A 26,043-nucleotide genomic window follows, 5' to 3' on the forward strand; every position below is an offset into this window, starting at 1 on the left:
GGGAGAGTAATCTTGGATAAAACTTTTTATAGAAATCTTTTGGCAATAACTATGCCCATTGCATTTCAAAATATAATTTCATACAGTGTAAATATGATGGATACACTTATGCTGGGAAGCTTAGGAGAAACTGTGTTGTCAGCTTCAAGTCTGGCTGGACAGGTATTTTTTCTGTTCTCTATACTTGTATCTGGATTGGGATGTGGAGCAGGAGTTTTATGCAGTCAATATTTTGGAAAAAGAGATTTAAAAAATCTGAGAAAAATAGCAGCAATGGTATTAAAACTGGCAATAGGATTGAGTGTCATATTTACTTTGATACTTTTAATATGTCCAGCTGCGGTTATGAAAATATTTACTCCTGAAGCAGCAGTAATAGAACAGGGAGCAAAATATTTAAGGGTAATTGCTGTGTCATATATATGTTTTGGAATAACTACAACATTTTTAATAGTATTGAGAAGCCTGCAAGATGTAAAGCTTTCTCTTTGGATATATACAGTATCATTTTTTACAAATGTATTTTTTAACTATGTATTCATCTTTGGACATTTTGGATTTCCAAGAATGGGAATAGTTGGAGCTGCATTAGGAACAGTAATGGCAAGAGGTGTAGAAGTAGCTCTTGTGATAATATATTTGAGAAAATATGAGAAAGTTTTAAAATTCAAGCCTATAATGTTAAAGCTTTATGATCGTATATTGTTTAAAGATATGATAAAATATGGGCTTCCTGTAATAGTTGGAGAATTGTTCTGGGGAATAGGACTTTCAGCTCACTCGGCAATCTTAGGGCATATGGGAGAAGCTGTAGTAGCAGCTAACAGTATATGTAATGTACTGCATCAATTTGCTCTTTCCTTTGTACAGGGAGTAGGAAGTGCTTCAGCTGTAATTATGGGGAGATATATTGGAGCTGGAGAATTTGATATGGCTAAGAAAGCTTCAAAAGCTCTTGTAAAATTCTTTGCTGTATGCGGAGTAATAACTGCTGCATTTTTATTGAGTGTAAGCGGACCATTTTTCTCATTCTACAGCTTACAGCCAGCTACATTGAAACTAGCTAAACATTTTATGCTTGCGTATGCTTTTATTACTATGTTCAGAGCAGTATCAGCCCCTATTATAGGAGGAATATTGTGGGGAAGTGGAGATACAAGATTTGCAGCAACTATAGATATATCATTCCTATGGTGTCTGCTTCCAATAGGATTTATGGCAGCTTTTAAATGGCACTGGAATCCAGCTCTAGTTCTTGTTATATTGAGGCTTGAGACGCCATTGAAAATGGTAGCCTGTTTGATAAGACTTCGTGGAGATAAATGGATAAAATCAACAGTGAGATAGAATATTCAGGAGGAAAAAATGAAAAAGAGTCTATTGATAATTTTAGCTGTACTTTCAATAAATCTTTATGGAGAAACTGTATATAGAGCAGCTGTAAAAGATTTAAAAATGGAAGAACTAGCAGGAACTTATTCAACAGAGAAAATAAGTAATTCTCTTAAAGGGTATAGAAATAAAAAAGAGGACTTGAATGAGCAGGCTGCAAAAGCAGTTCTTGTAGATTTAGGAGCATTATCTGTAGAAGATCTGAATTTTGGAAAGAATATAGATGAAAAACTAGGAAACTTTGTAACAGATTATATAAATACGCAAGAAAATTATATAGGAAATGTTTCTGATAAAAACCTTATAGAAAGATTAAATAATAAATGGAATAAAGGAAAAGTAATAGAAGATAGTTCTTTAAATTCTGCTTTGAATAAAGCTCTGCAAAAGGGGCTTACAACTGGATATAATATAAAAGACAGAAAAGAATATGCAAATTTTGATAAAAATCTTACAGTAAGCTATGGGCACAGTGATATGATACATGCCTCACAAATTATTGGACTTTTAAAAAGTGAAGGGATAGATGCTAAAGTACAGTTAGAACTTAAAACATCAGCTTTCATATATTTGCCAGAATGGGGAAAACCAGGTTACACACATACAAAAATGTCAGATGGAACTATAATAGCTCATCCATTGGAGTATGATCTTAAACTACAATTTGAAAATAAAAAAGACAAAGAAAAGTTTTTTGAGCTTATAGATAAATATGCTAAAAAAGATAGTGAAGATGAGAAAGGATTATTATATGAGTCATGGTGGCAGCCTTTTATACAGACAGAAAAAACAGAGGGGTATGAAATGCTTATAGACAACATAGCTTCTGACAGTAAATATGATGCTCATATTCTTACACTTCCTGAAAAATCAAAAGCTTTAGTTGAGGAATTGAAAAAAAATAAAAATATTAAAGTAACAACAAAGGAAGTATGGGTTAATCCAGCATTTTACAGATTCATGCTTGGAGAATATAAATAAAAAAAGAGGGTTCCCTCTTTTTTTATTTATTGAATATCATTTACAACTTTTAATACTTTCCCTATAACGCTAAACTCTTCACCAGGTCCAATATAAATAGGTTGATAATTAGGATTATCACTAATAAGTGCAATATAATTTGCAGTTATTTTTAATCTTTTTACATATGATTCTCCATTTACTATAAAAGCTCCTATTTCACCATTTCTAACTTCTACTCCTTTTCTGCAAAGTATTATAGAAGAATTTTTAATAGTAGGCTCCATAGAATCTCCTTTCACATTAACAGCAAAAAGAGTATCAATATTTCTTATTCCTGGGATAGAGATAAAGTCCACAGGCCCTTCTTCAGTAAATACTCCTATTCCAGCACTTATTCTTGAATAAAGAGGAATATAGTTGTCGAAATTTTTTAATTCATAAATATCAGCCTTTGGTGGAGCGTCTTTTTGTTTTTCTAGTCTTTTAAGCTCTTCTAATATAAGGGGAGGAGTTTTCTCAATAGCTGCCAGATATTTAAAATCAGCAGCTTCCTTATCACTAAGCTGTAGTATTGCAATCATCTTATCAAGTATCTCTTCACTAGGTGGATTTCTTACCTCTCCTCTTTCAATTGTATTATAATACGATTGAGTAATTCCTATTGTTTTGGCTAACTTATTTTGGCTGTAACCAAGTTCCTCTCTTTTGAATCTCAAAAAGGTTTTAAAGTCCATTGTAATACCTCCCATATCTATATATAATTAATTATAGTATAAAAATAAAAATTTTACAACAAAAATAAAAAAAAATACAATAAAAATAAAAAAGTATTGACAAAAGCGTCATCATATAATAATATATAATTAAATATAGATATCAGTGTTTTTAGATATGGTGAAGGGGGTAAAGGATATGAAAATATTAATAAAGAATAAAAAATGGGAGACTTCATTTAAGACTGTAAAGCTAATATGTAATGTATCTTCTGAAAATAAAATATTTAATATAAGCTTTAATTACAATGGGAAAAATATTAATATAAAGACTTACAACCTTGACTATACATTTAAATATCTTGAAAAACTTTTTGACAGCGCAAATATGCAGGAAGCAGCCAGACTTGCAAGCTGAATAGATATAAATAAAAAAAGATAATAAAATAAGAGGAAATTTTTATGATCTGTAGGATTTTAAAGATTTCTTTTTTTATTTTCAAAAAAAAATAACACTATATATAAAAGTTATGTTATAATATAAAAGTTGAAAAACAGTGTCAAAAGTATGAATAAAAACCAAAAAATATTTTCAGCTATTGACAATTAAATAAAAAGAAGTTATATAGGTTAGTATAAAAATATAAGTTTCTATGGGGGAAATATGGTAGGAATAGTAGTAGTTGCACATAATCCTAAACTTTCACAAGAGATAATCAATTTTTGTATGGAGCTTAAAAATAGTGATTTTATGCTGGAGAATGGTGGCGGACTAGAAAATGATAATGGGTATGGGACCTGTCCTGAAGTTATAACCAAAGCAATAAGAAGAGCTAATCAAGGTGATGGAGTAGTAATACTTTGCGATCTTGGAAGTTCAGTGAGCAATGCAGAAACAGCAAAAGAAAAACTAAAAAATGAAATAAGGGTAGAAATAGTGGATGCACCAATAGTGGAAGGAACAATAGTAGGAGTTTCTTCTAATCATCCAAAGGTAAATTTAGAGACATTAGTAGAATTTATAAAGGAATCAAAAGAGTTTCCAAAGTTTTAAGGGAAAGATAACTTAAGAGGGATACCAGCTTTTAGGTTATCTTTTTCTTTTGTAATAGAGAAGGTGAGAAAAATGAGTAATGAATTAGAAAGTAAAAATGTCAGCAGGCTGTTTTTTAAGTTTGCTGTTCCTAGTATAGTAGGAATGTTGATAGTATCTATACAAATGATGGTAGATGGTATATTTATAGCAAATACTCAGGGAGCTTCAGGACTTGCAGCAATTAATCTGTCTATGCCCATAATATTGTTTACCAACAGTATAGCCCTAATGATAGCAGCTGGTGGAGGAGTATACTGTTCAATTGCTTTAGGAAAAGGAAAATTTAAAAGAGCTAATGAGATAATGTCCTTTACTCTTCAAATATTTGTAGTGTTTTTAGGAAGCATATCTCTTTTAGGATTTCTTTTTATAAATGGAATAATAGGAATATTAGGAGCAACGGAAATTCTAGCACCATTAGTAAAAGCTTATCTTTTGACTATGCTGGTATTGAATATACCATATAATATACCAATATTTACAGAGGGATTTATAAAAATAGCTGGAAAGCCAAATCTTGTATTTTTAAGCTGTATGATATGTCTTACAGGAAATGTTTTAATGGACTATCTTTTCATAATAAAGTTGGATATGGGAGTATTTGGGGCAGCTCTTGCTACTTCTATAGCTAATGGAACTGCTGGAGTAGTTCTTATGTGGAATTATTTTAAAAACAGAAGCAGGCTTAATATAGTAAAACCTAATGGAAGCAGAATACTTTTAGGGAAAATATTATATAATGGAAGTTCTGAAATGCTGACAATGGTATCAAGTGCTCTTGCTACTTTTATCTTCAACTATATACTTATCAGAAGAATAGGAGAAATAGGAGTATCAGCCCTAACTATAGTTTTCTATGTGAATACAGTGGTAAATATATGCCTTTTTGGATTATCTCAGGCACTTCAGCCAATAGTTTCCTACAATCTTGGAGCTAGAAGAACGGAACAGATATACAAGGTAATGAAAACAGCTTTCTTTACTGGAGGGAGTATAGGATTTTTCTTTTTCTTTGTAATGAAATTCAACAGTGGCCCTATTATAAGAGTATTTTCAAAAGATAATGTTGATTTGATGGCTCTGACAGGAAGAGCTTTGAGTTTTGTAGTATTTCAATATCTGTTTTCATTTGTGAATGTTATAACCAGCTCATTTTTAACTGCTGTAGAAAAACCTATGGAATCAGCAGCTGTGGCAATGTGTCGTTCTCTTATATGTGTAGCAGGGCTCCTTTTCATATTGCCTATATTTTTGGGAGAAAAGGGATTGTGGCTGGCTCTTCCTCTGGGAGAACTTTTGTGCATGACTGTGAGTGTACCTCTTTTGATAGTATCATATAAGAAAATAAAAATAAGAATAACTAAAAATCTAGTATAGATAATTAGATAGTCATATAAACAAAAATAAAAAAATATGTTAGATTTCTTATAATAAAAAATTGTGAGGAAAAATAGAGATATAGAATTATTTAATAAGATTGAGGGAAATAAAAGAGATATAAAAGCGGAAATAACAAATAGATAAAAACTTGTTGAAAATATTAAGGATTATTATATAAACTTATACTTAAAGAAAATTAAAATGGGGTTTACTTTTGTATAGGATATGTGATATATTGTACTTAGAAAATATAACAAGGAGAAGAAAATGACTTTAAGAGCTGCCATAATTATAATAATATCAATAATATGCTTTCAATAAAAATATTATAGATGTTATTTATGTAGTCTAAGTTATTCTTCTTAAGGAAATAAATTAAAAGTTGAAGACAGCCTGCATAGCTGTCTTTTTTATTACAATCTAAACTTTTTATCAGGAGGGTTTTATGTACAAAAAAGTGTCTACGAGTTTGAATTTCGTAGAAAGAGAAAAAGAAATTGAAAAATACTGGGAAGAGAACAAAATTTTTGAAAAGAGTCTGGAATTAAGAAAAGGGGATAAGACATATACTTTCTATGACGGACCTCCTACAGCTAATGGGAAACCGCATATAGGGCACGTTTTAACTCGTGTAATAAAAGATATGGTACCTAGATACAGAACTATGAAAGGCTATGATGTACCAAGAAAAGCTGGATGGGATACTCATGGGCTTCCAGTAGAGCTTGAGGTAGAAAAATTATTGGGAATAAATGGAAAAGATCAAATAGAAAGTTATGGACTACAACCATTTATTGAAGAGTGTAAAACAAGTGTGTGGAAATATAAGGGAATGTGGGAGGACTTTTCTAAAACAGTTGGATTCTGGGCTGACATGGAAAATCCATATGTAACTTATGACAATAACTTCATTGAATCTGAATGGTGGGCATTGAAGCAAATATGGGAAAAAGATTTACTTTACAAAGGATTTAAAATCGTTCCTTACTGCCCAAGATGTGGAACACCTCTATCAAGTCACGAAGTGGCACAAGGATATAAAGATGTAAAAGAAAGATCTGCAATAGTTAGATTTAAAGTAAAAGATGAAGATGCATATATTTTAGCTTGGACAACTACTCCTTGGACACTGCCTTCAAATGTGGCTCTTTGTGTAAATCCAAATGAAACTTATGTAAAAGTTCAGCATGAAGGATATACTTACTACATGGCAGAAGCTTTAGTTCCAACAGTATTGAAAGAAAACTATACTATTCTTGAAAGTTATAAAGGAAAAGACTTAGAGTACAAAGAATATGTACCTCTATTTAATTTTGTAAAACCAGATAAAAAATGCTGGTATGTAACTTGTGATACTTATGTTACATTGACTGATGGTACTGGAGTAGTTCATACAGCCCCTGCATTTGGAGAAGATGACGCCAATGTAGGAAGAAAATATGATCTTCCATTTGTACAATTAGTAGATTCTAAAGGAGAAATGACAGAAGAAACACTTTGGCCTGGAGTATTCTGTAAAAAAGCAGATAAAGATATTTTGAAAACTCTTGAACAGAATGGACTTCTTTTTGATGCACCTGTATTCGAGCATAATTATCCTCACTGCTGGAGATGTGACACTCCTCTTATCTATTATGCAAGAGAATCTTGGTTTATCAAAATGACAGCTGTAAAAGAAGACCTTATCAGAAACAATGACACTATCAACTGGATACCAAAGACTATAGGAAAAGGACGTTTTGGTGACTGGCTTGAAAATGTTCAAGACTGGGGAATCAGCCGTAATCGTTACTGGGGAACTCCTCTGAATGTATGGGAATGTGAATGCGGACATAATCATGCTATTGGAAGCATAGAAGAATTAAAATCTATGTCACCTAACTGTCCAGAAAATATTGAGCTTCACCGTCCATATATAGATGCAGTAACTATAACTTGTCCTCATTGTGGAAAACAAATGACAAGAGTGCCAGAAGTTATTGACTGTTGGTTTGACTCAGGATCAATGCCTTTTGCTCAGCATCATTATCCATTTGAAAATAAAGATTTATTTGAAAAACAATTCCCAGCAGACTTCATATCTGAAGCTGTTGACCAAACAAGAGGTTGGTTCTATTCACTTCTTGCAATATCTACATTGATTTTCAATAAAGCACCATACAAAAATGTAATTGTATTGGGACATGTCCAAGATGAGAATGGACAGAAAATGTCTAAATCTAAAGGAAATGCAGTAGACCCATTTGATGCACTTGCTACTTATGGAGCAGATGCTATTCGTTGGTACTTCTATATAAATTCAGCTCCTTGGCTTCCTAACAGATTCCATGGAAAAGCAGTTCAGGAAGGACAGCGTAAATTCATGGCTACATTATGGAATACATATGCTTTCTTTGTTCTTTATGCTGAGATAGATCAGTTTGATGCTACAAAATATACTTTAGACAAAGATAAATTAACTGTTATGGATAAATGGCTTCTTTCTAAATTAAATACAGTAGTAAAAGGTGTAGATGAAAATCTTGCTGATTACAAACTTCTTGAAGCTGCAAGACTTCTTCAAGATTTTGTAGATGAATTAAGCAACTGGTATGTAAGAAGAAGCAGAGAACGTTTCTGGGTACAAGATATGACTGATGATAAAATCACAGCATATATGACTTTATATACAGCTCTTGTTACTATTTCAAAAGCTGCTGCACCAATGATTCCGTTTATGACAGAGGAAATTTATCGTAATCTGGTATGCAGTATAGATAAAAATGCACCTGAAAGTATTCATTTGACTGATTTCCCTGAAGTGCATGAAGACCTTATAGATAAAGCACTTGAAGAGGATATGGAAGAAGTTCTTCAGGTAGTTACTCTAGGAAGAGCAGCAAGAAATGCAGCTAATATTAAAAATAGACAACCAGTAGCTAATATCTATGTAAAAGCTGGGCATAAAGTTGGAGAGCTTTATCAAAATATTATAAAAGAAGAACTTAATATTAAAGAGATTCACTTTGTAGAGGATACATCGCAATTTACTTCATATACTTTCAAACCTCAGCTAAAAGTATTGGGGCAAAAGTATGGTAAGAAAGTAAATGAGATTCGTACTCTTCTGGCAGAGATGGATGGAAGCAAAGCTAAAAAAGAGCTGGACACTAATGGAGTTTTAGTTCTTAAATTAGCTGATGGAGAGGAAGCATCTCTTACTGTAGATGATCTGTTGATAGAAACAGCTCAAACAGAAGGATATATGCCGCTTGAAGATAGAGGAATAACTGTTGTACTTGATACTAAACTTACTCCTGAATTAATAGAAGAGGGATTTGTAAGAGAAATTATCAGTAAAATTCAATCTATGCGTAAAGAGGCAGACTTTGATGTAACTGACCACATTACATTCTATGAAAAAGATAATGACAAAATTAAAGAAATCATTGAAAGAAATGCTGAAGAAATTAAGCATGATACTCTTGCTGATGAAATAGTTTTTGGAGAAGCAGATGGATTCACAGGAGAATTTAATGTGAATGGAGAAAAGGTTGTCTTTGGAGTAAAAGTAAATAAGTAATATAAATAAAAAAGAGGTTGATTTATTAAGAAAAGTATAATTTTAGAACTTTTCCAGTAGAAAGGGTTGTTATTAATTTCGTTCCTAAAACTAAAAACAGTAAACTTATTGCATTCAAACATACTGTTTTTCACGTTTTACTTACTTCATTAATTACACAAGCCTTTCTAATTTCCAAATTTCTAAAATCTATCTTAGCTTATTAGTCAACCTCTTTAATTTTTAGTTGAAATATGGTTTAATTTTTTCTATCCATTCTTTAATTCTATCTGGAGTGTCTGTTCCTTGATTTCCTTCATCAAGAGCAAGACCTACAAATTTTCCATCTACAACTGCTTCAGTTTCTTCATAATGATATCCTTCTGTAGAAGTGAATCCAATAACTTTTGCCCCATTTTTTACAACAGCATCATAAAGTATTTTCATAGCTCCAACATATGATTCACCAAAAGCAAACTGGTTTCCAAGTCCTGCTATGGCAACAGTTTTACCAGTGAAATCTATATTTTTAAACTCTTCAAAAATATTGTTCCAATCCTCTTGTAATTCTCCAACTCCATAAGTAGGAGATACAAGAATAAGATTTTCATAATCTTTTATTTCAGATATTCCATCAGCTACATTATATGTTTGGTAGTCATCTTTTCTAAGATAGAATTCTATCTCATCAACTATACCAGTAGTATTTCCAGATGTTGTTCCATAAAAAATTCCTATTTTTTTCATCTTTATTCCTCCTATAAATTACAGATATCTTTTACAACTTCACTTGCTATTATAAGCCCAGCACTTGAAGGAACAAAAGATATGCTGCCAACATTTACTTTTTTCTCTCTGCTCCCAGTTTCATTTTCAGGCTTTCTGGGAATCTCTTTTGAATAAACCACTTTTAATTTTTTAATTCTTCTATTTTTTAATTCTTTTCTCATAACACGAGCTAAAGGGCATACAGAAGTTTTATAAATATCAGCTACTTCAAGCATTGTCGGCTCGATTTTATTTCCAGTTCCCATGGAAGAAATAATTGGAGTGCCAGTATTTTGAGCTGTTTCAGCTAATATCAGTTTAGAAGTTACTAAATCAATAGCATCAACTATATAATCATATTTTTTGTCTTTAAAAAATTTATCATAATTTTCCATTGAAAATTTTTCTGGATACTCATGTATTTTTATATCTGGATTGATAGAAAGAAGTCTGTCTTTCATAACAGAGGTTTTTAATTTTCCTACAGTATTTTGTAGGGCAATAATCTGTCTGTTAAGATTGGTGATATCCACAGTATCAAAATCTACAATGGATAATTCTCCAACACCAGCTCTGGCTAGAGCTTCTATGACAAAGCCTCCCACTCCTCCAACACCAAATACTATTACATGAGAATTTTGAAGTTTTTCAAGGTTTTCCTTTCCTATCAAAAGTTCAGTTCTTTGAAATATCATGTCATCATCCTCAAATATATTATTTACTATCTTAGTAAATAATATATTATTTTTCATAAAAAATCAACAATATATTTTTTATAATTTAAACATTACAGAGGGTTTTTAAAATAAAAAATGAAAATAATTGGAAGAAAATGTAAGTAAATAGAAAAAAATGTTTAAAAAGCTATTGACAAAGTAGAGATCATGAGTTATATAATTTATCAACAGGAGAAATGAAAACGTTTTCAAAAAGAGGTGTACAACAAGATGAAAATAAATGATGTAGCAGAATATGCAGGAGTTTCATTAGCTACTGTTTCGAGAGTTATAAATGGAAAAAATGTAAAAAAAGAGACAAGAGAAAAGGTAGAAGAAGCTATAAAAAAATTAAATTATACACCAAATTTTATGGCAAGCAGTCTTCAAAGAACTAAGAGTAATATGCTTTTGATAATAGTTCCAGAGATATCAAACCCTTACTACTCTGCTATTTTAGAAGGAGTAGAAGTAACAGCAAAAAGCATGGGGTACAATATTATTTTGGGAAGCAGCTACTCATCAGAAGCACAATTATTAGATTATCTCACTCTGCTAAATACCAAACTTGTAGATGGAATAATACTTATGGAGAAAATAAGAAAAGATAAGATAATGGAAAAGATAAAAGATGAAAACGTTTTCAAAAAGATAGTTCAGTGCAGTGAGTACATAGAAGAAAACGAACTTACTTATGTAACTATAGATCATAAAAAAGCAGCATATGAAGCTGTAAGTCATCTTATATCAATAGGGAAGAAAGATATATACCTTTTCTCAATGAAAAAAGATTATACATATTCTACATTGAGAAGAGAAGGTTTGATAGAAGCTATGAGAGATAATGGGCTGGAATTTAAAAAGGAAAATGAAGTACTTTTAGATGAATTATCTATAAAAGAAGCTCAAAAACATATGAATATAATTTTAAATAACAGAGAGGTAGAAAATATAGGAATATTTGCAGTATCAGATGTGATAGCGATAGGAATATTAAAAGCTCTCAATACTAAAAATATAAAAATACCACAGGAAGCAGCAGTGATAGGATTTGACAACATAGATTTTTCAGCAGTTACAGAACCATCACTTACAACAGTATCACAGCCGGGATATGAATTAGGAGCAGAATCAGTAAAAAGCTTGGTAAGAAAAATAACAGGAGAATGCAATGATCCTGAAAAAATTATTTTAGACCATGAGCTTATAGTCAGAGAAACAACCAATAAATTTGTTTTAAAGTAGAGAGACATCTCTAATAAAATATAAGGAGGATTGATTTGATGAAGAGATTTTTTACATTATTAGCGGCATTACTGCTTTTAAGTGTAGCTGCATTTGCAAGTGCTGGAGGGAAAGTTTTAGGAATTGTTATGCCTAATGCAACTCACGGATTTTTAGGAGAGAGTATAAAACACGCTAGAGCAGCAGCTGAAGAGTATTCTAAAGCTAATGGATTTAGCTACAAATTCCTTACTTCTGCTGAAGCATCAGAACAAAATAACCAGTTAGATACTTTAATCAATGAAAAAGTTGATTGTATTGTTTTATGGCCACACAATGGAAATGAATTGAGATCTGGGGCTATGAAAGTTATGGAAGCTAAGATTCCATTAATTATTTATGACCGTTTAATTGATGAATTTAAACCTACTGCTGAAGTTATGGGAGATAACTTTACAATAGGGGAAGAGACTGGAAGATATCTGAATAAATACTTTGCTGAAGATTTGAAAAAAGGAAAAGTTAATATCCTTGAGTTCAAAGGAGATAATTCAACAGTTCCTCAACAACGTTCAGATGGATTTGCAAAAACTGCTGATAAAAATATCAACATTCTTCAACAATTCAGTACTGACTGGCAAAGAGCAAAAGCTCAAGAACAAATGGAAACACTTCTTAACAGTTTGAAAAAAGATGAAGTAGAAAGTATAAAAGCTGTATTTACTCATGATGATGAAGTTATGCTTGGAGTATTAGATGCAATAATGAGTTATAGTGGAAATGCTAAACTTAACATTAAACTTGTAACTGGTGTTGGTGGAAGAAGGGAAAATATAGAAACTTTTGATATATTCAAAAATGATTTAGGAATAGATCAAGTAACTTATTTGTTCTCTCCTACAATGGTAAGAGACGCAGTTAAAATGGGTGCAGATATATTAGATGGAAAAACATTCTCTGGACTATATCTTATTCCTACAGAAACAATAGATAACAATAACTATAAAGACTATATGAAGAGTGAGCATTGGAAAATAAGATACGAAAGTGGAATCTAAAATAAATTAATTTGAGGGTGGGAATTCCCACCCTTATTTAAAAAATGGGGTGGGTGATAAAAATCATGCTTTTGGAGATGAGGAATATAGTGAAATGTTTTGGTCCTGTACAGGCTTTGAAAGATGTTTCCCTCAGTGTAGATAAAGGTGAAATACATGGACTATTAGGAGAGAATGGAGCAGGGAAATCCACTCTGATGAATATTCTGGCAGGGACATTTCCGCCTACACAGGGAGAGATTTATTTTAATGGAGAGAAAATAGAGGACCTGAATACTAAGAAAACACAGGGAATGGGGATAAGATTTATACATCAGGAATTAAATCTTGTAAATGATCTTACTGTCTATGAAAATCTTTTTCTTGGAGAGGAGCTTCTTAATAAATATGGACTTCTAAATAAAAAAGAAATGATAAAACGATCTAAAGAAATTCTTGAAAAAATGAATCTAGATATTGATCCTGAAATGGAAGTAAGACATTTGGAGACATCAAGAAAACAGCTCGTTGAAATAGCGAAAGCTCTTCTTTTTGACGCGAAGCTTATAATAATGGACGAACCTACAACAGCCTTAACTAATAAAGAGATAGAAATGCTTTTTGTTCTTATGAGAAGATTAAAGGAACAGGGAGTAACTATGATTTATATATCTCATAAAATGCCGGAGCTTTTCAGTATCTGTGACAGATATACAGTGCTTAGAGATGGAAGATTTATAGAAAGCGGTTATTTTAAGGATATAAACGAAAGAAAAGCTACTGAACTTTTAGTGGGAAGATGTATAGAAAATGAAAAGATAGAAAAAGAAAAAATATCAGAAGAAATATTGATGGAAGTAAAAAATATAACTTCAGAAGGAAAATTTAAAGATATATCTTTTAATTTGAGAAAAGGGGAAGTTATAGCAGTTACAGGACTGCATGGAGATGGAAGAGATCAGCTTGCAGAGGCGTTATACGGGGTATGTAAAATAAATTCTGGAGAAGTATGGGTAAATGGAAAGAAACTTGGATATAGAAGTATAAAAGATACAGTGGAAAATGGAATAAGTATGGTACAGAGAAATAGAAAAGAACGTTCTATTATAAAAGATATGAGTATACTTAATAATTTTTCTGTTTCAAGATTTGTTTCAAAACATAAAAAACTTTTTATTGATGATAAATCAGAAATAGAAAGATTTGATACAAGAAAAAAAGAGATGTCCACAAAAATTGGACACTATGATGACTATATAACATCACTTTCAGGAGGAAATCAGCAAAAGATAATTATTGGAAGATGTCTTGAACTGGATACTGATGTGATAATTTTAGATAATCCTACACAGGGGATAGATGTAGGGGCTAAATTTGAAATTTACAAGATAATCAATGAATTGGCTAAAACTGGAAAGGGAATAATAATATTCAGTTCTGAATATCCAGAGATAAATAAAGTAGCAGACAGGTGTTTTGTAATGTATAAAGGAAGAATAAATAAAGAACTGACAAGAGATGAGTTCAGTGAGATAAATATCATGCACTATGCTACAGGAGCAAATATGGAGGAAAAAATATGAGTCAGTTGAATAAAAATCTAGATATGAAAAAAATATATTCTAATTATACATTTGTATTTTCTTTTTTAGTACTTGTTGTAATAGCAACTGTAATAAACCACTCATTCCTGTCATGGACAAATTTATCTACACTTATGCTTCAATCATCTATTAAAGGGATAATAGCACTTGGAATGACTCTTATTATCATATCAGGGCAGATAGATTTGTCAGTGGGATCACAATGTGCCCTTGTAGCAGGATTAGGAGTAGTTGTTCTCAACAGAACAGAGAGCCCTTTTATAATGCTCCTTTTCTGTATGGCATTTGGAGCTTTGCTTGGAACTATCAATGGACTGATAACAAATAAAGGAAAAATAGCTCCTTTCATAGTTACCCTTGCTACAATGAGTGCCTACAGATCAATAATAGTTCAGCTTGGACAAGGTGGACCTTTCAATATTAAGATGAAGATACTTATGAGTTTCAGAAAGATAGCAGCAGGAAAATTTTTAGGTGTGCCTAACCTTGCAATAATTTTTGTAATAATAACTATACTTATGGTTATTTTAGTGAAATATACAAAATTTGGAAGATATGTTTATGCTGTAGGTTCTAATGAGAATGCTACTTTCCTTACTGGAGTAAATGTAGTGAAAGTAAAAACATTATGTTTTACCCTTACAGGATTTTTAACAGGAATAGCTTCATTCCTTCTATCATCAAGACTTACTTCTATCACAGCAGCCAATGTGGGAATGTCTTTTGAGTTGGATGCAATAGCAGCAGTTGCTATTGGAGGAACATCTATGAGTGGAGGAAGAGGAAAAATAATGGGAACTTTTCTGGGAGCTATAATGCTTCAAATGATAGAAGGTATCCTTATAGCAGCTCGTATTCCGCCATTCCTGTCAGGTTTGGTAAAAGGAATAATAATAATTCTGGCAGTAATTTTCCAAAGTAAAAAAGGTAATGATTAAAATATAACAAACTTATGGAGGTTCATATGAAATTAGGATTTTTAACTGGTATCATGGGAGATATGTCTATATATGAAAAAATAGAATGGGCTCATAAGATAGGTTTTGAAACATTAGAAGTTTCATGCTGGCCTAAAACTAATTCCAGAGATTATTCAGGAAGTGATATAGATGTAGCGAATTTTACTAAGGAAGAGGCGGATAAATTAAACAGATTCCTTAAAGAAAATGAGATGACTATTGTAACTCTTGCTTACTATGATAATAACTTAGACCATGATCCTGTAAAGAGAAAGGGATATAATGATCATTTGATAAAAGTAATAGATGCAGCTTCACTTTTAGGAGTAAAAAATGTAGGAACTTTCATAGGAAGAGATATGACACTTCCAATAGAGGAAAACTTTGATGAAATGGAAAAAGTTTTTAAGCCTATACTTGAGTATGCAAAAGAAAAAAATGTGAGAATAATAATAGAAAATTGCTCTATGCCAGGATGGCATGAAAGCGGATGGGCAGGAACTATATCATATTCTCCAGAATTATGGGATGAGATGTTTAAAAGACTTCCATATGATAATTTTGGATTGAACTATGATCCATCACATTTGTTATGGCTGGGAATAGACTATACTCAAGCTTTGAAAGATTACAAGGATAAAATATTTGAAGTTCATGCTAAAGATACAGAGGTATTTGAGGACAAAAAAAAATATTACAGTATTTTAGGAAAACAATTAGGGAGAAAAGATAACTGGGATCTGGGATTCTGGAGACATAGAATGCCTGGAAAAGGTGATATAGACTGGAAAAAATTTATTGATACACTAAAAGAGATTGGTTATGATGATGAATTGGTAATAGAACATGAAGATTTAGAGTATCAGGATACAGTTAAAAAAGTAAAAGAGGGTCTTGAATTGGGGTATAAATATTTAAAGGAAAGGATGTAGGAGGCAGAGATGAAAAAAATAAAAGTAGGAATAATCGGATGTGGTTCTATAACTGAAAAAAGACATGCTCCTGAATATTTAGACAACCCTCATGTAGAGATAACAGCATTTTATGATTTGAATAAAAAAAGAGCTGAATTGATGGTGGAAAAATTCGGTGGAAAAGTTGTAGATGAATATATGGAAATCTTAAATGATCCAGAAATAGATGCTGTAAGTGACTGTACTCCTAATAATATGCATTGTATTATATCTACCAAAGCTATGGAGCTAGGAAAACATGTATTGTGCGAAAAACCTATGACTAAAAATGTAGAGGAAGCAGAAGAAATAGCAGAGATGCAGAAAAAAACTAGAAAAATATTTATGATGGATCATAATCAGAGATTTACAGAAGCTCATAAAAGAGTGAGAGATATAATAAGAAGTGGGAAATTAGGAAAAGTAATTACTTTCAGAACCACTTTTGGGCATGGAGGCCCTGAATCATGGACAGAGAGTAAATCTAAAAATACATGGTTCTTCCAGAAAGATAAGTGTGAATTTGGAGTAATAGGAGATTTGGGAGTTCATAAAATAGATCTTATCAGATATCTTACAGAGTCAGAATTTGAAAGTGTATGTGGAATGGGAGGAACTCTTCATAAAACTTTTGAAAATGGAGATCCTGTAGAAGTTTATGATAATGCAATCTGTGTATTGAAAATGGTGTGTGGAGCAATAGGAACAGGAACTTTCAGCTGGACATATTATGGACAGGAAGATAATTCAACTATTTTGTACATGGAGAAAGGGATAATCAGAATATATGATGACCCTAAATATCAAATAAAAATAATCTATGAAGATGGAAAAATGGAAGAATTGGAAGTTGAAGCTATACAGACAAATGATAATCAGACAAAAACTGGAGTGATAGATGCTTTTGTAGATACTATTTTGGAGAATAAGAAATCTCCTGTAACAGCGGAAGATGGACTTATTTCTATTAGAGTAGTAAAAGGAATAATAAAAGCTATTGAAGAGAAAAAAGAGATAAGACTATAAAGAGGTGTAAATAAAAAATAATAAGGACAGTTGTTTAAGCTAACAGCTGTCCTTTTTTTATGTTATTATAAAAATGCTACCTCTAATTTCAAAAGAGCTTCTTTGAGTTCATCAGTGGTTTTATCTTCTTTATCCCAAGTTACATGATATATCCTGCTTCGATATTTAATATTTTTGATTCGTGAAAAGGCTTTATTTAAAGGATCTTTTTCTAAAAGCCCTAACATTACAAAATCACGTTTGGGGGAAATTTTTAGCAGCTGTGTGATAAGTTCATATCCAAGTTCGACATTGTTATCCTTTACCATTATACCCATAGATGTATAGTCAGCAGAATGATTTTCTTTTGGAAATGAAGGATATTTTAAAAGCCGTGTAGGAAGTTTTGAAATATATTTGTAGATTCCTGAATAACTTTTTATCACATAGTTTTTATAATCCTGTTGATTGAGAAAGTATCCTATTCCTAATAATTGAGAATTTTCATAGATACCGTAAAATTCTCCATTTTTTAAATCATTGCTGTTCAATGAAGGGTATATGAGATTATATTTTTCAGCTTCTTTTATATAAAACTCTTCAGCTTGAGAGAAATCACATCTAGCTATTTGAAAATTCGTTTTCTTGAAATTTCCTGTTTTACAAAAATATACAATATAACTGTCAAGAAATCTATATTCAGGCATATTTTTATGTCTTTTTTCCAAAAGCAGGAGAGCAGCTGTATTTTCTTCAAGAATAGAGCTGTAGTAAAAGTCTATATAATTTTTAGTTTCTTCATAAAGAAATCTGTATATCTCTGGAATGCACATAACTCTTCTTTGATATTCAGGAATAACCTTTAACCCTGTAAGATATCCAGCTCTTTTAATTTTTCCATTTACAAGAGCAGGTCTTACTATACATCCCCCCATTCCAACAGCTTCTCCATGTTCCTTTTCCCTGAGAATATATATATAAGATTCAGTTCCCTCTTTCTCAAAAGAAGCAAGGGGATCGTCTCCTCTTAAATACTGTATTTCTATTCCCCCGCTAAAACTTCCACTTTTCATAATTTTTTCAATATCTGCGGTATCCTTTTTTTCTGCCCTTGTTAGAGTAAATTTTTTATTTTGGAAACTCATCTAAATTCCTCCCTATAGGTACATTTATTTTTTGATCAATTTCGCTGTTTATACTTAAATTCATTATCCAAAAGAGGCTCCACAGCATAGGACTGCTGTATCTCATAGCCTGTATTCCTCTTTTGAATACAGTTTTAAAAGAAGCAAATTCCTTTCTTGCATTCTGACATGCTTTACTCAGTTCTTCAGGACTCATTTGTTTAGGCTTAAATGCCAGCTCTCCATAGTTGTAATTTTCTTCCAGCCACCATTTATCATACAACAGTCTGTTGTCGCTTTTCAATCTATCATAGAGTTTTGTTCCAGGAAAGGGAAGTAAATGATTGAATGCTGCTGTATAAAAATTATGTTTCTTGGAAAATTCGACTGCCTTTTTGATAGTATTTTGTGTATCATTGTCATAGCCAAAGACAAAAGTGGCATAAATTCCTATTCCAGCATTATGTATTCGCTGAACAAGCTCATCTCGTTCAGCTTCCATAATATTCACAGCTTTATTCATCTGTTTAAGATTATCTGTATCAAGACTTTCAAAACCTATCAATATTATTTCGCAGCCACTTTTTTTCATTGCAGTAAGAAGATCCTTGTCTTTTGCCATATTTAGAGTTCCTTGTCCAGCCCATTTTATTTTTAAAGGTTCTAGTTTTCTAAAAAGTTCCATGGCATTTTTTCTGTCTGCTACTAGATTATCATCTACTAAAAAGTGATACTTATGTTTAGAATCTTTTATATCTCTTACTATGTCTTCATGAGGTCTAGGGTAGTAATGAAATTTATAGTACCCTGCTATAGCACAAAATTCACAGCTGTTACAACACCCCCGTCCTGTTTCCACAAGAGATACAGGTACATATTTTTTCCCTTCAAATATGCTTTTATCAGGCTGGGTATGAAGGTATGTCGTTTCTCCCTTATATCTTTTCTTTAGAGTGCTGCAACGGCAGTCTTCTATCACCTCATTCCATACCCTCTCTGCATTTCCTGTGATAATGCAGTCTGCATACTTTTCAGCTTCTTCAGGTATCAAAGTAACATGATATCCTCCTAATATTACTTTTATTCCTCTTCTCCTGAAATTCTCTGCTATTTCATAGCTTCTTTTAGCAGTATAGGTTTCCACAGGAATTACCACTGCATCAGCTTTATCTTCATAATCTATCAATTCGATTCTATCATCATAGAGAACTGTTTCTACATCTGAAGGAGTAAGAGATTTTAATACTGCTATTGTAAGAGGTTCCATTTTCCAGGTCCCTATATATTTTTCGCCTTTTTTCTTTCCAATGGCAGGAACAATAAATATTATTTTCAATTCTTATTTCCCCCCCTCTGATAAAGGTATATCTGAGTTATCACACATAACTTCTTTAGTGAAATACTCATATTTTTTTGCGTAATTTCTATAACCAAAATTTAAAGGAAAAGAAAGCCATGGACTATGATTGAAAGGAGCCAGCCTCTTTAAAATATTTTTTGTTTTATATGTCTCATTCCATGCCCATGCAGTTCCATCTTCCAATTGCTTTTTTGTCATTTTTTTAGGTTGAAATACACAATGCTCTACATCGTACATTGCCCAATTATGCTCTATTATTCTTCCCTGTTTTTCCAGTTCAGCATAGAAATCAGTTTTGGGAAAAGGAGTAAGAATACTGTATCTAGGAAGATCAATTTTTGATTTTATTACAGCCTCAACTGTTCTTTCAAAAACAGAAGCATCCTCTTCATCTCCTCCAAAAGCAAAACATCCTTGTACAAGTATTCCATTATCATGAAGTCTCTTCATAAGTTCCGAATATCCATTTACATTATTTATTCCCTTGTTCACATATTTTTGAGAGTCCTGAGAGATAGATTCAAAACCTATAAGAAGACCTTTGCAGCCACTTTTATGAAAAACATCTATCAGCTCATCATCTATTCCAACTGATGAGGTTGCCAGCCCTAACCAATATTTTTTTAGAGGTATCATTTCTCTGAAAAGTTCTAATGCATACTCTCTATCTGCTATGAGATTTACATCAGGAAATAGAACTATTTTTGAGTTAAAAGTTTCTATTTCTTCTATTACTTCTTTCACAGGACGTTTATATATTTTCTTTCCAAAAGCTGCTGGGTAGGCACAGAAAGTACAAGGAAGAGAACAACCTCTTACAGCTTCTATTGTATTTTTTGTTATGTATCCTTTTTTTAATAAATCTCTTCTTGGCAATGGCTTTCCTGCCATGGAAAAATCATTTCCCTGTACATAGAGTCTTTTTAACTGTTTTAGTTTAAAATCCATTATCATTTGAGGAAATGTAAATTCTGAAAATCCTGTCATTACAACATCTGCATGCTTTAGAGCTTCGTCTGGCATAAGAGAAGGATGTACCCCTCCAAGGACAGTTTTTATACCTCTGCTTCTGAAATAATCTGAATAAGCATAACATCTTTGAGCTGTTCCTGTAATACAGGTAATAACAATGAGGTCAGCTTTTATGTTTAAAGGTATTTTTTCAGATGATTCATCAAATATTTCAACCTCTGCATCTATCTCTGCTGGTATAAGTGATGCCAGTGTTGTGAGAGTAAGAGGTGCATAATGAAGCACCTTTCCAAAATTTCCATTATATCTGTGCATAGCCCCAGATGGAGCTAAGAAAACTATCCTCATTTTTCCCCCTTTTGTAAATATCCTGTATATACTTTATCCCATCCGTTTTCCAGAGAAAGTATTTTCAGTTTTATGTCTCCTAATCTCTGCCCTTTTTTTAAGCAGTATTCTGTATATTCTTTTTCAGGTTCTCCTGTAAGTATGAATACTTCAATCTCTTTTAACTGACCAAGTTTTCTGCAATAATCATAATGGAAGTTTCTTCTGAACATCTCATCTATTTTCAAGTTAGAGATTTTCCACTGACTTTTCAAATAAAGTCTGTATCTATTTTTTTCTGGTGTCAGCATAAAATATTGTGCTTTCAGCTCTTCATAAATTTTACCTGCAAACTCTTCACTTATCTTTTCTCCAAAGAGATCAGAGACAATTCCTTTTCTTCCAGAAAATCTGATGACAGGATTTCCATTTTTAACAGTTGTTACTGTGATTATATCTCCTATACAATATCTATACAAACCACCACTTGTAGTAAGTACTATTTCATAATTTTTTCCAGCTTCCAATTGATAAGCAAGTTTTACATCTCTGGTTTCCATTTCTATAAATTCAAAAAAATGTGAATAGTAACTTATTCTGCTTCCCTCTTCATCTCCAATAGGAAAGGAAAGAAATCCCTCTGTAGCTAGAATTCCCTTTGGCTGTATTGCTGCTGTCTTAAAAATGTTTTTCAGATCATTAATATAGTGGGCAGCATTTCCATCACCCCAGCAGCTGATAACTTTTAAATCTTTCCACACTTCAGAATATTCCCCATTGATAAGATACTTTTCTATATCTTTTCTTCTTCTGAATGAAATTTTTTTTAAGAGCTTCTTTTTATTTTTCTCTATGTATTGTATCAGCAGAAGTAAAAATGATGGACTCCATACAGATATAAGAGAAAGATTTTTTGTTTCTAAAAGTTTTACAGTTGTTTTCAAATAAAAATTATCCATATCTTTCTCTAGCTTTATATTTTTAGGAGAGGCAAATATTATATCCATAAGATAATTTTCTATTTTGCCAAAATATTCACTATCCTCTTCAAAACCAATTGGAATTCCTCCAGATGTATATTTTTTTTCAGTAGCCATAGGAGTAACAGACCAGTAACTTTTCCCTTTTTTTATTTCAGGAAAATTATTATATAGTGAGTATATCCAAGGTTTAATCCCAGCTTGAAACTCTCTTTTTAATCCTTCTGTATATGGAATTAATTTACTGGATGACGTAGAGCCGCTTGTTGGTTCCAAAAGAATTATTTCCTCTTTAGTAAGGATATTTTTTTCACCATTTTTTATCAGTTCTATATATTCCAGATAGTCTTCATAATTTGTGAGAGGAACTTTTTCTCTATATTCTTCAGGTGTTTTTATCTCACTGAAGTTGTATTTTTTTCCATATAAAGTATCTTTATTTTTTTCAAGTATTTCTTTGAGCTTTTCTTCTTGAACTTCTTTAATATTTTTACAGCTCGTATATTTTTCATACTCTTTTTTATAAATGGAGCAGATGAGTGTATTTACAAACCAACATATCATTTTTCTCTCTCCAGTGAAAGCAAAGATTTTACCTCATTTAAGAGATTCTCTTTTTTGAGTTTTGTTATGCATACCATATCATTTCCCATAAAATATTTGGGATTTTTTTCTTGAAAAAATTTTATATCTTTATTTTTCAAATGCCTTTCTGTAATATCTGCAACTCCCTCTTTCAATTTATCTTTTTTTATTTTTTTATATTCTATAACTCCAGTTTTTTTATTATATTCTTCAGGATAGAAATTTTTACCAAAATTATCCATTATTTTTTTCATCTCTACTGGTATTCCTGTAAGGGAGTTTGGATAAAATTCTTTAAAAAAAGTTGGAAGGATTTTATATGTTTTATATCCTTTGACAATGAGAAACCAGTAAAAATCTTCATATTTTTCACCTATATCAAAGAAAAAATCTGCAAATATTCTAAATAGTTCCAAGCTTCCCCAGCTATTTTTATGTATTATTGTATCTCCAGAAAATATTCCATGTATTTCCTTTCCCTCAACAGAAAAATTTATCAGCTTTTGTGTTGAAAATCCCTTTATATTTCCTTTTTCATCTTTTAATATTATACAGTAATCTTTGTTGTAAAAATCCATTGTAAAAACATCTTTCTCCATGTTGTCATAAAATTTTGTCATAAGTTCATACATTTCATCAATAGCTTTATTGCTAATTTTGTCTATACTAACAATTTTTCCTTTTAGATTCATTTGTTCTCCCTTATTTATTTCCAAATTTCATTCCTTGTTTTTTATGCACCTCTTTTCTGAAAAGAGGATTATAGATAAGATATGTAAAAAATCTATATGGTGTTCTCATATTTGTTTTAAAATCAAAAGCTCTTCTAAATATAGAGAAAGGGCTGTTGAATTTTTTTCGACACCAAAAAGAAATTTCTGTTAATTCATCAGGTGTCATATTTTTAGGAAGAATAGCTGAATAGTTAAATTTATATTCATCATGAAGCCACCATTTTCCATCATAGAGAAGCCTTCCTTCCTCCTTTAGTTTTTCATAAAGGGGAGTTCCAGGATAAGGCATCAAAATATTGTATGCTGCGAAACAGAATTTATTTTCAATAGCAAAGTTACAAGTTTCCTGAATACTCTCCATGGTATCTCCATCATGCCCAACTGTAAATGCCGCCCATGTCTGAAGACCCCAGCTTCTCAATATTTCTATTTCTTTTTTATATTTATCAAACTTTTTTTGTCTATTTGAACTTTTATTCATGTTCTTAAGGTTTTCTTCATTTATAGATTCAAATCCTATTACTAATCCTAAACAGCCGCTTTTTACCATGAGTTCCATGAGTTCATTGTCATAAAGCATATCCATACTTCCTTGACTTACCCATTTTATTTTTAATGGTATTAATGCTTTGAATAGTTCTTTTGCTTTTTGAAAATCTGCTGTGATATTGTCATCTACAAAGAAAATTAATTTTCTTTTCTGGCTTTTTATTTCTGTAACAACATCTTCTACTCTTCTGCAAAAGTGTCTATTTTTGAAATATGCACTGGAAGCACAGAAATTACATCTATACCTGCACCCTCTGGAAAATTGGATAAGAGTTATGGGAAGATATCCCTTTCCCTCAAAGATATCTCTTCTTGTAATGATATTTTTTTGAGGAATGAGAGGCTGTTCACCCTCATATTTTTTTTTCAGTTTTCCAACTCTTAGATCTTCTATCATTTCTTCCCATACAGGTTCAGCATCTCCCACTATGATAGAATCACAATATTCCTGAACTTCAGATGGTATCAGCATTGCATGCATTCCACCCATAAGGGTTTTTACTCCTTTATTTCTATAGTTTTCAGCTATTTCATAAGCTCGTTTAGCTGTGAAAGTTTCTACTGTGAGCACTGCTAAATCTGTATATTCATCATAAGGAATTTCTTCCATTCTGTCATCATACATCACTACTTTTATATCTTCTGGGGTAAGGGCAGCTAATATTCCTAACTGGAGAGGTTCCATTCGTCCTTCATCTACATAAAGATTATCTCCTTTTTTTCCTATATTAGGCTTTATCAATGTTATTTTCACTTCATCTTCCTCCCAGTACTCTTCCTTGTTTTAGATGAATCTCTTTTCTGGAAACTATATTTATCAAAAGATATATCCACATATTTTTCAAAGAAAGATGAAGTTTGTTTTTTATCAATCTTTTTAATATATTCTTTATGCTGTAAAATTCAAAACGAGCATTTTTACATAGATTTTTTAAATCCTCAGGAGACATTCCTACAGGGGCATATACAGTATCTCCATAACAATACCCTTCTTCCAGCCACCATTTTTTATACAACAATCTTTCTGATTTTTCCAGTCTATCATAAAGTTTTGTGCCTGGCATAGGTATTAAAGGGTTAAAATTTGCAACTGCAAAGTTATGTTTGTGAGCAAAATCTATTGTTCCTTTTACATTTTCCAAGGTATCATAGTCGTATCCAAAAATGAAAGTACCATATATAAGCAATCCATGTTTATATATATTTTCCACAGCATTATCATAATCACTGATTGTTAGATTAGCTTTTTTATTCATCTGTTGAAGATTCAGACTGTTCATAGATTCAAAACCTATCACTACCATAAAACAGCCGCTTTTTTTCATTTCTTCCAGTATATCATCTTGGAAAGCTATCTCTAAACTTATTTGGCATACCCATCTTTTTTTTAAAGGCTTTATTATCTGAAGAAATTTAAAAAAACTTTCTTTATTATAAAAGAGATTATCATCAATAAAGAATAGTATTTTTTCATTAAGAACTTTCAATTCTCTTTCTAGAATATCCCAGTTTTTCTGCCTTACATTTTCTCGATACATTGATTTTATAGAGCAGAAATCACAGTCAAATTTACACCCTCTGGAAAATTGCACTATTCCCACAGGCTGATATTTCCTTCCTTCAAAAGATTTGTGATAATGATCTATATATCCAAGCTCTCTGCTAAATTTTGATGTATATCTTTTTTTTAATTTGCCTTTCTGGTAGTCTTCAATCATTTTGCTCCATGTATCTTCAGCATCTCCTACTAAGACACAATCGCAGTATAGTTCACTCTCCTCTGGTAGTACAGTGGAATGAAATCCTCCTACAACAGTGATATTACTATCTTTTTTATATTTTTGGGATAACATATATGTTCTCTTGATAGAAAAAGTCTCTGCTGAAAAAACAATTATATCAGAAGCTATTTCTTCAGGAAGTTTTTCTATCCTGTCATCAAAAAATTCTAACTCAATTCCTTCAGGGGTAAGACTGTCAAGTATAGGAAATATAAGAGGTTTCATTGCATCACTGCTGTTCTTCTCAAACATATTTACTCTTATTATTGTTACCTTCATT

22 protein-coding genes are annotated in these 26,043 nt (G+C 31.6%); 12 read left to right on the top strand and 10 right to left on the bottom strand.

Annotation, left to right across the window (positions count from 1 at the left end):
- Positions 1-12 precede the first annotated feature (12 nt).
- Together C4N20_RS08120 and C4N20_RS08125 are read left to right on the top strand one after the other, a co-directional pair.
- Positions 13-1,347, top strand: coding sequence for an MATE family efflux transporter (locus C4N20_RS08120; protein ID WP_005978886.1), 1,335 nt, complete (start codon positions 13-15; stop codon positions 1,345-1,347).
- Between the two features lie 18 nt (positions 1,348-1,365).
- Positions 1,366-2,373 (top strand): hypothetical protein, encoded by a 1,008-nt coding sequence (locus C4N20_RS08125; protein ID WP_005978888.1) that lies wholly within the window; start codon positions 1,366-1,368, stop codon positions 2,371-2,373.
- 26 nt (positions 2,374-2,399) lie between these two features.
- On the opposite strand, the gene C4N20_RS08130 is transcribed toward C4N20_RS08125, so the two are convergent.
- Positions 2,400-3,089 carry a LexA family transcriptional regulator gene (locus C4N20_RS08130; RefSeq protein ID WP_005978890.1) on the bottom strand — a complete coding sequence of 230 codons (690 nt, stop codon included), beginning with the start codon at positions 3,087-3,089 and terminating at the stop codon, positions 2,400-2,402.
- A 178-nt stretch (positions 3,090-3,267) separates the two neighbouring features.
- On the opposite strand from C4N20_RS08130, the gene C4N20_RS08135 reads away from it, so the two are divergent.
- The 4 genes from C4N20_RS08135 (at position 3,268) to ileS (ending at position 9,106) form a co-directional block, all read left to right on the top strand.
- Positions 3,268-3,486: a hypothetical protein gene (locus C4N20_RS08135; protein WP_005978891.1), complete on the top strand. Its 219-nt coding sequence runs from the start codon at positions 3,268-3,270 to the stop codon at positions 3,484-3,486.
- Between the two features lie 246 nt (positions 3,487-3,732).
- Entirely contained in the window at positions 3,733-4,122 is a 390-nt protein-coding gene (locus tag C4N20_RS08140) for a PTS-dependent dihydroxyacetone kinase phosphotransferase subunit DhaM (protein WP_005978893.1), read from the top strand.
- 72 nt (positions 4,123-4,194) lie between these two features.
- Positions 4,195-5,541 carry an MATE family efflux transporter gene (locus C4N20_RS08145; protein ID WP_005978895.1) on the top strand — a complete coding sequence of 449 codons (1,347 nt, stop codon included), beginning with the start codon at positions 4,195-4,197 and terminating at the stop codon, positions 5,539-5,541.
- Between the two features lie 448 nt (positions 5,542-5,989).
- On the top strand, positions 5,990-9,106 hold the full coding sequence (gene ileS / locus C4N20_RS08150; RefSeq protein WP_005978897.1) for an isoleucine--tRNA ligase: 3,117 nt from the start codon (positions 5,990-5,992) through the stop codon (positions 9,104-9,106).
- Between the two features lie 222 nt (positions 9,107-9,328).
- Here the strand turns inward: ileS and C4N20_RS08155 are convergent, their stop codons facing one another.
- On the bottom strand, positions 9,329-9,832 hold the full coding sequence (locus C4N20_RS08155) for a flavodoxin (RefSeq protein ID WP_005978899.1): 504 nt from the start codon (positions 9,830-9,832) through the stop codon (positions 9,329-9,331).
- 11 nt (positions 9,833-9,843) lie between these two features.
- Positions 9,844-10,548, bottom strand: a complete 705-nt coding sequence (locus C4N20_RS08160; protein WP_035960370.1) for a tRNA threonylcarbamoyladenosine dehydratase — start codon at positions 10,546-10,548, stop codon at positions 9,844-9,846.
- A 252-nt stretch (positions 10,549-10,800) separates the two neighbouring features.
- On the opposite strand from C4N20_RS08160, the gene C4N20_RS08165 reads away from it, so the two are divergent.
- From C4N20_RS08165 to C4N20_RS08190, 6 genes are all read left to right on the top strand, one after another.
- Positions 10,801-11,814 (top strand): LacI family DNA-binding transcriptional regulator, encoded by a 1,014-nt coding sequence (locus C4N20_RS08165; protein WP_005978905.1) that lies wholly within the window; start codon positions 10,801-10,803, stop codon positions 11,812-11,814.
- Between the two features lie 38 nt (positions 11,815-11,852).
- Positions 11,853-12,851: a substrate-binding domain-containing protein gene (locus C4N20_RS08170; protein WP_005978907.1), complete on the top strand. Its 999-nt coding sequence runs from the start codon at positions 11,853-11,855 to the stop codon at positions 12,849-12,851.
- An 89-nt stretch (positions 12,852-12,940) separates the two neighbouring features.
- Complete coding sequence (locus C4N20_RS08175; protein WP_005978909.1) at positions 12,941-14,413, top strand: sugar ABC transporter ATP-binding protein; 1,473 nt, start codon at positions 12,941-12,943, stop codon at positions 14,411-14,413.
- The gene (locus tag C4N20_RS08180) at positions 14,410-15,372 is read left to right on the top strand and encodes an ABC transporter permease (protein ID WP_005978911.1); all 963 of its coding nucleotides are present in this window, start codon (positions 14,410-14,412) and stop codon (positions 15,370-15,372) included. Before C4N20_RS08175 ends, C4N20_RS08180 begins: the two co-directional genes overlap by 4 nt.
- Positions 15,373-15,398: 26 nt before the next feature.
- Positions 15,399-16,325: a sugar phosphate isomerase/epimerase family protein gene (locus C4N20_RS08185; protein ID WP_005978913.1), complete on the top strand. Its 927-nt coding sequence runs from the start codon at positions 15,399-15,401 to the stop codon at positions 16,323-16,325.
- 9 nt (positions 16,326-16,334) lie between these two features.
- Entirely contained in the window at positions 16,335-17,372 is a 1,038-nt protein-coding gene (locus C4N20_RS08190; protein WP_005978915.1) for a Gfo/Idh/MocA family protein, read from the top strand.
- A gap of 65 nt (positions 17,373-17,437) precedes the next feature.
- Here C4N20_RS08190 and C4N20_RS08195 read toward each other — a convergent pair whose 3' ends face one another.
- From C4N20_RS08195 to C4N20_RS08225, 7 genes are read right to left on the bottom strand one after another with little or no spacing between them, the layout of a single operon-like run.
- Positions 17,438-18,496, bottom strand: coding sequence for a hypothetical protein (locus C4N20_RS08195; RefSeq protein ID WP_005978916.1), 1,059 nt, complete (start codon positions 18,494-18,496; stop codon positions 17,438-17,440).
- A complete protein-coding gene (locus tag C4N20_RS08200) occupies positions 18,480-19,811 on the bottom strand; it encodes a B12-binding domain-containing radical SAM protein (RefSeq protein WP_005978918.1) in 1,332 nt (443 codons plus the stop codon). Before C4N20_RS08200 ends, C4N20_RS08195 begins: the two co-directional genes overlap by 17 nt.
- Positions 19,812-19,814: 3 nt before the next feature.
- Positions 19,815-21,155 (bottom strand): B12-binding domain-containing radical SAM protein, encoded by a 1,341-nt coding sequence (locus C4N20_RS08205; RefSeq protein WP_005978920.1) that lies wholly within the window; start codon positions 21,153-21,155, stop codon positions 19,815-19,817.
- Positions 21,152-22,678 carry a GH3 auxin-responsive promoter family protein gene (locus C4N20_RS08210; protein WP_005978922.1) on the bottom strand — a complete coding sequence of 509 codons (1,527 nt, stop codon included), beginning with the start codon at positions 22,676-22,678 and terminating at the stop codon, positions 21,152-21,154. The genes C4N20_RS08205 and C4N20_RS08210 overlap by 4 nt, the downstream gene beginning before the upstream one ends.
- Positions 22,675-23,391, bottom strand: coding sequence for a hypothetical protein (locus C4N20_RS08215; RefSeq protein WP_005978924.1), 717 nt, complete (start codon positions 23,389-23,391; stop codon positions 22,675-22,677). The genes C4N20_RS08210 and C4N20_RS08215 overlap by 4 nt, the downstream gene beginning before the upstream one ends.
- Before the next feature lie 10 nt (positions 23,392-23,401).
- Positions 23,402-24,736: a B12-binding domain-containing radical SAM protein gene (locus C4N20_RS08220; RefSeq protein WP_005978926.1), complete on the bottom strand. Its 1,335-nt coding sequence runs from the start codon at positions 24,734-24,736 to the stop codon at positions 23,402-23,404.
- Between the two features lies 1 nt (position 24,737).
- The gene (locus C4N20_RS08225; protein WP_005978928.1) at positions 24,738-26,042 is read right to left on the bottom strand and encodes a B12-binding domain-containing radical SAM protein; all 1,305 of its coding nucleotides are present in this window, start codon (positions 26,040-26,042) and stop codon (positions 24,738-24,740) included.
- Position 26,043 lies beyond the last annotated feature (1 nt).

The sequence above is a fragment of the Fusobacterium ulcerans genome, from assembly GCF_003019675.1.
GTDB classification, from domain to species: domain Bacteria; phylum Fusobacteriota; class Fusobacteriia; order Fusobacteriales; family Fusobacteriaceae; genus Fusobacterium_A; species Fusobacterium_A ulcerans.

Excerpts from the sequence above, each read along its gene's own strand:
- C4N20_RS08125 (WP_005978888.1), top strand. The coding sequence starts at position 1,366 with ATGAAAAAGAGTCTATTGATAATTTTAGCTGTACTTTCAATAAATCTT.
- C4N20_RS08130 (WP_005978890.1), bottom strand. The coding sequence starts at position 3,089 with ATGGACTTTAAAACCTTTTTGAGATTCAAAAGAGAGGAACTTGGTTAC.
- C4N20_RS08135 (WP_005978891.1), top strand. The coding sequence starts at position 3,268 with ATGAAAATATTAATAAAGAATAAAAAATGGGAGACTTCATTTAAGACT.
- C4N20_RS08140 (WP_005978893.1), top strand. The coding sequence starts at position 3,733 with ATGGTAGGAATAGTAGTAGTTGCACATAATCCTAAACTTTCACAAGAG.
- C4N20_RS08145 (WP_005978895.1), top strand. The coding sequence starts at position 4,195 with ATGAGTAATGAATTAGAAAGTAAAAATGTCAGCAGGCTGTTTTTTAAG.
- ileS (WP_005978897.1), top strand. The coding sequence starts at position 5,990 with ATGTACAAAAAAGTGTCTACGAGTTTGAATTTCGTAGAAAGAGAAAAA.
- C4N20_RS08155 (WP_005978899.1), bottom strand. The coding sequence starts at position 9,832 with ATGAAAAAAATAGGAATTTTTTATGGAACAACATCTGGAAATACTACT.
- C4N20_RS08160 (WP_035960370.1), bottom strand. The coding sequence starts at position 10,548 with ATGATATTTCAAAGAACTGAACTTTTGATAGGAAAGGAAAACCTTGAA.
- C4N20_RS08165 (WP_005978905.1), top strand. The coding sequence starts at position 10,801 with ATGAAAATAAATGATGTAGCAGAATATGCAGGAGTTTCATTAGCTACT.
- C4N20_RS08170 (WP_005978907.1), top strand. The coding sequence starts at position 11,853 with ATGAAGAGATTTTTTACATTATTAGCGGCATTACTGCTTTTAAGTGTA.
- C4N20_RS08180 (WP_005978911.1), top strand. The coding sequence starts at position 14,410 with ATGAGTCAGTTGAATAAAAATCTAGATATGAAAAAAATATATTCTAAT.
- C4N20_RS08185 (WP_005978913.1), top strand. The coding sequence starts at position 15,399 with ATGAAATTAGGATTTTTAACTGGTATCATGGGAGATATGTCTATATAT.
- C4N20_RS08190 (WP_005978915.1), top strand. The coding sequence starts at position 16,335 with ATGAAAAAAATAAAAGTAGGAATAATCGGATGTGGTTCTATAACTGAA.
- C4N20_RS08195 (WP_005978916.1), bottom strand. The coding sequence starts at position 18,496 with ATGAGTTTCCAAAATAAAAAATTTACTCTAACAAGGGCAGAAAAAAAG.
- C4N20_RS08205 (WP_005978920.1), bottom strand. The coding sequence starts at position 21,155 with ATGAGGATAGTTTTCTTAGCTCCATCTGGGGCTATGCACAGATATAAT.
- C4N20_RS08210 (WP_005978922.1), bottom strand. The coding sequence starts at position 22,678 with ATGATATGTTGGTTTGTAAATACACTCATCTGCTCCATTTATAAAAAA.
- C4N20_RS08215 (WP_005978924.1), bottom strand. The coding sequence starts at position 23,391 with ATGAATCTAAAAGGAAAAATTGTTAGTATAGACAAAATTAGCAATAAA.
- C4N20_RS08225 (WP_005978928.1), bottom strand. The coding sequence starts at position 26,042 with ATGAAGGTAACAATAATAAGAGTAAATATGTTTGAGAAGAACAGCAGT.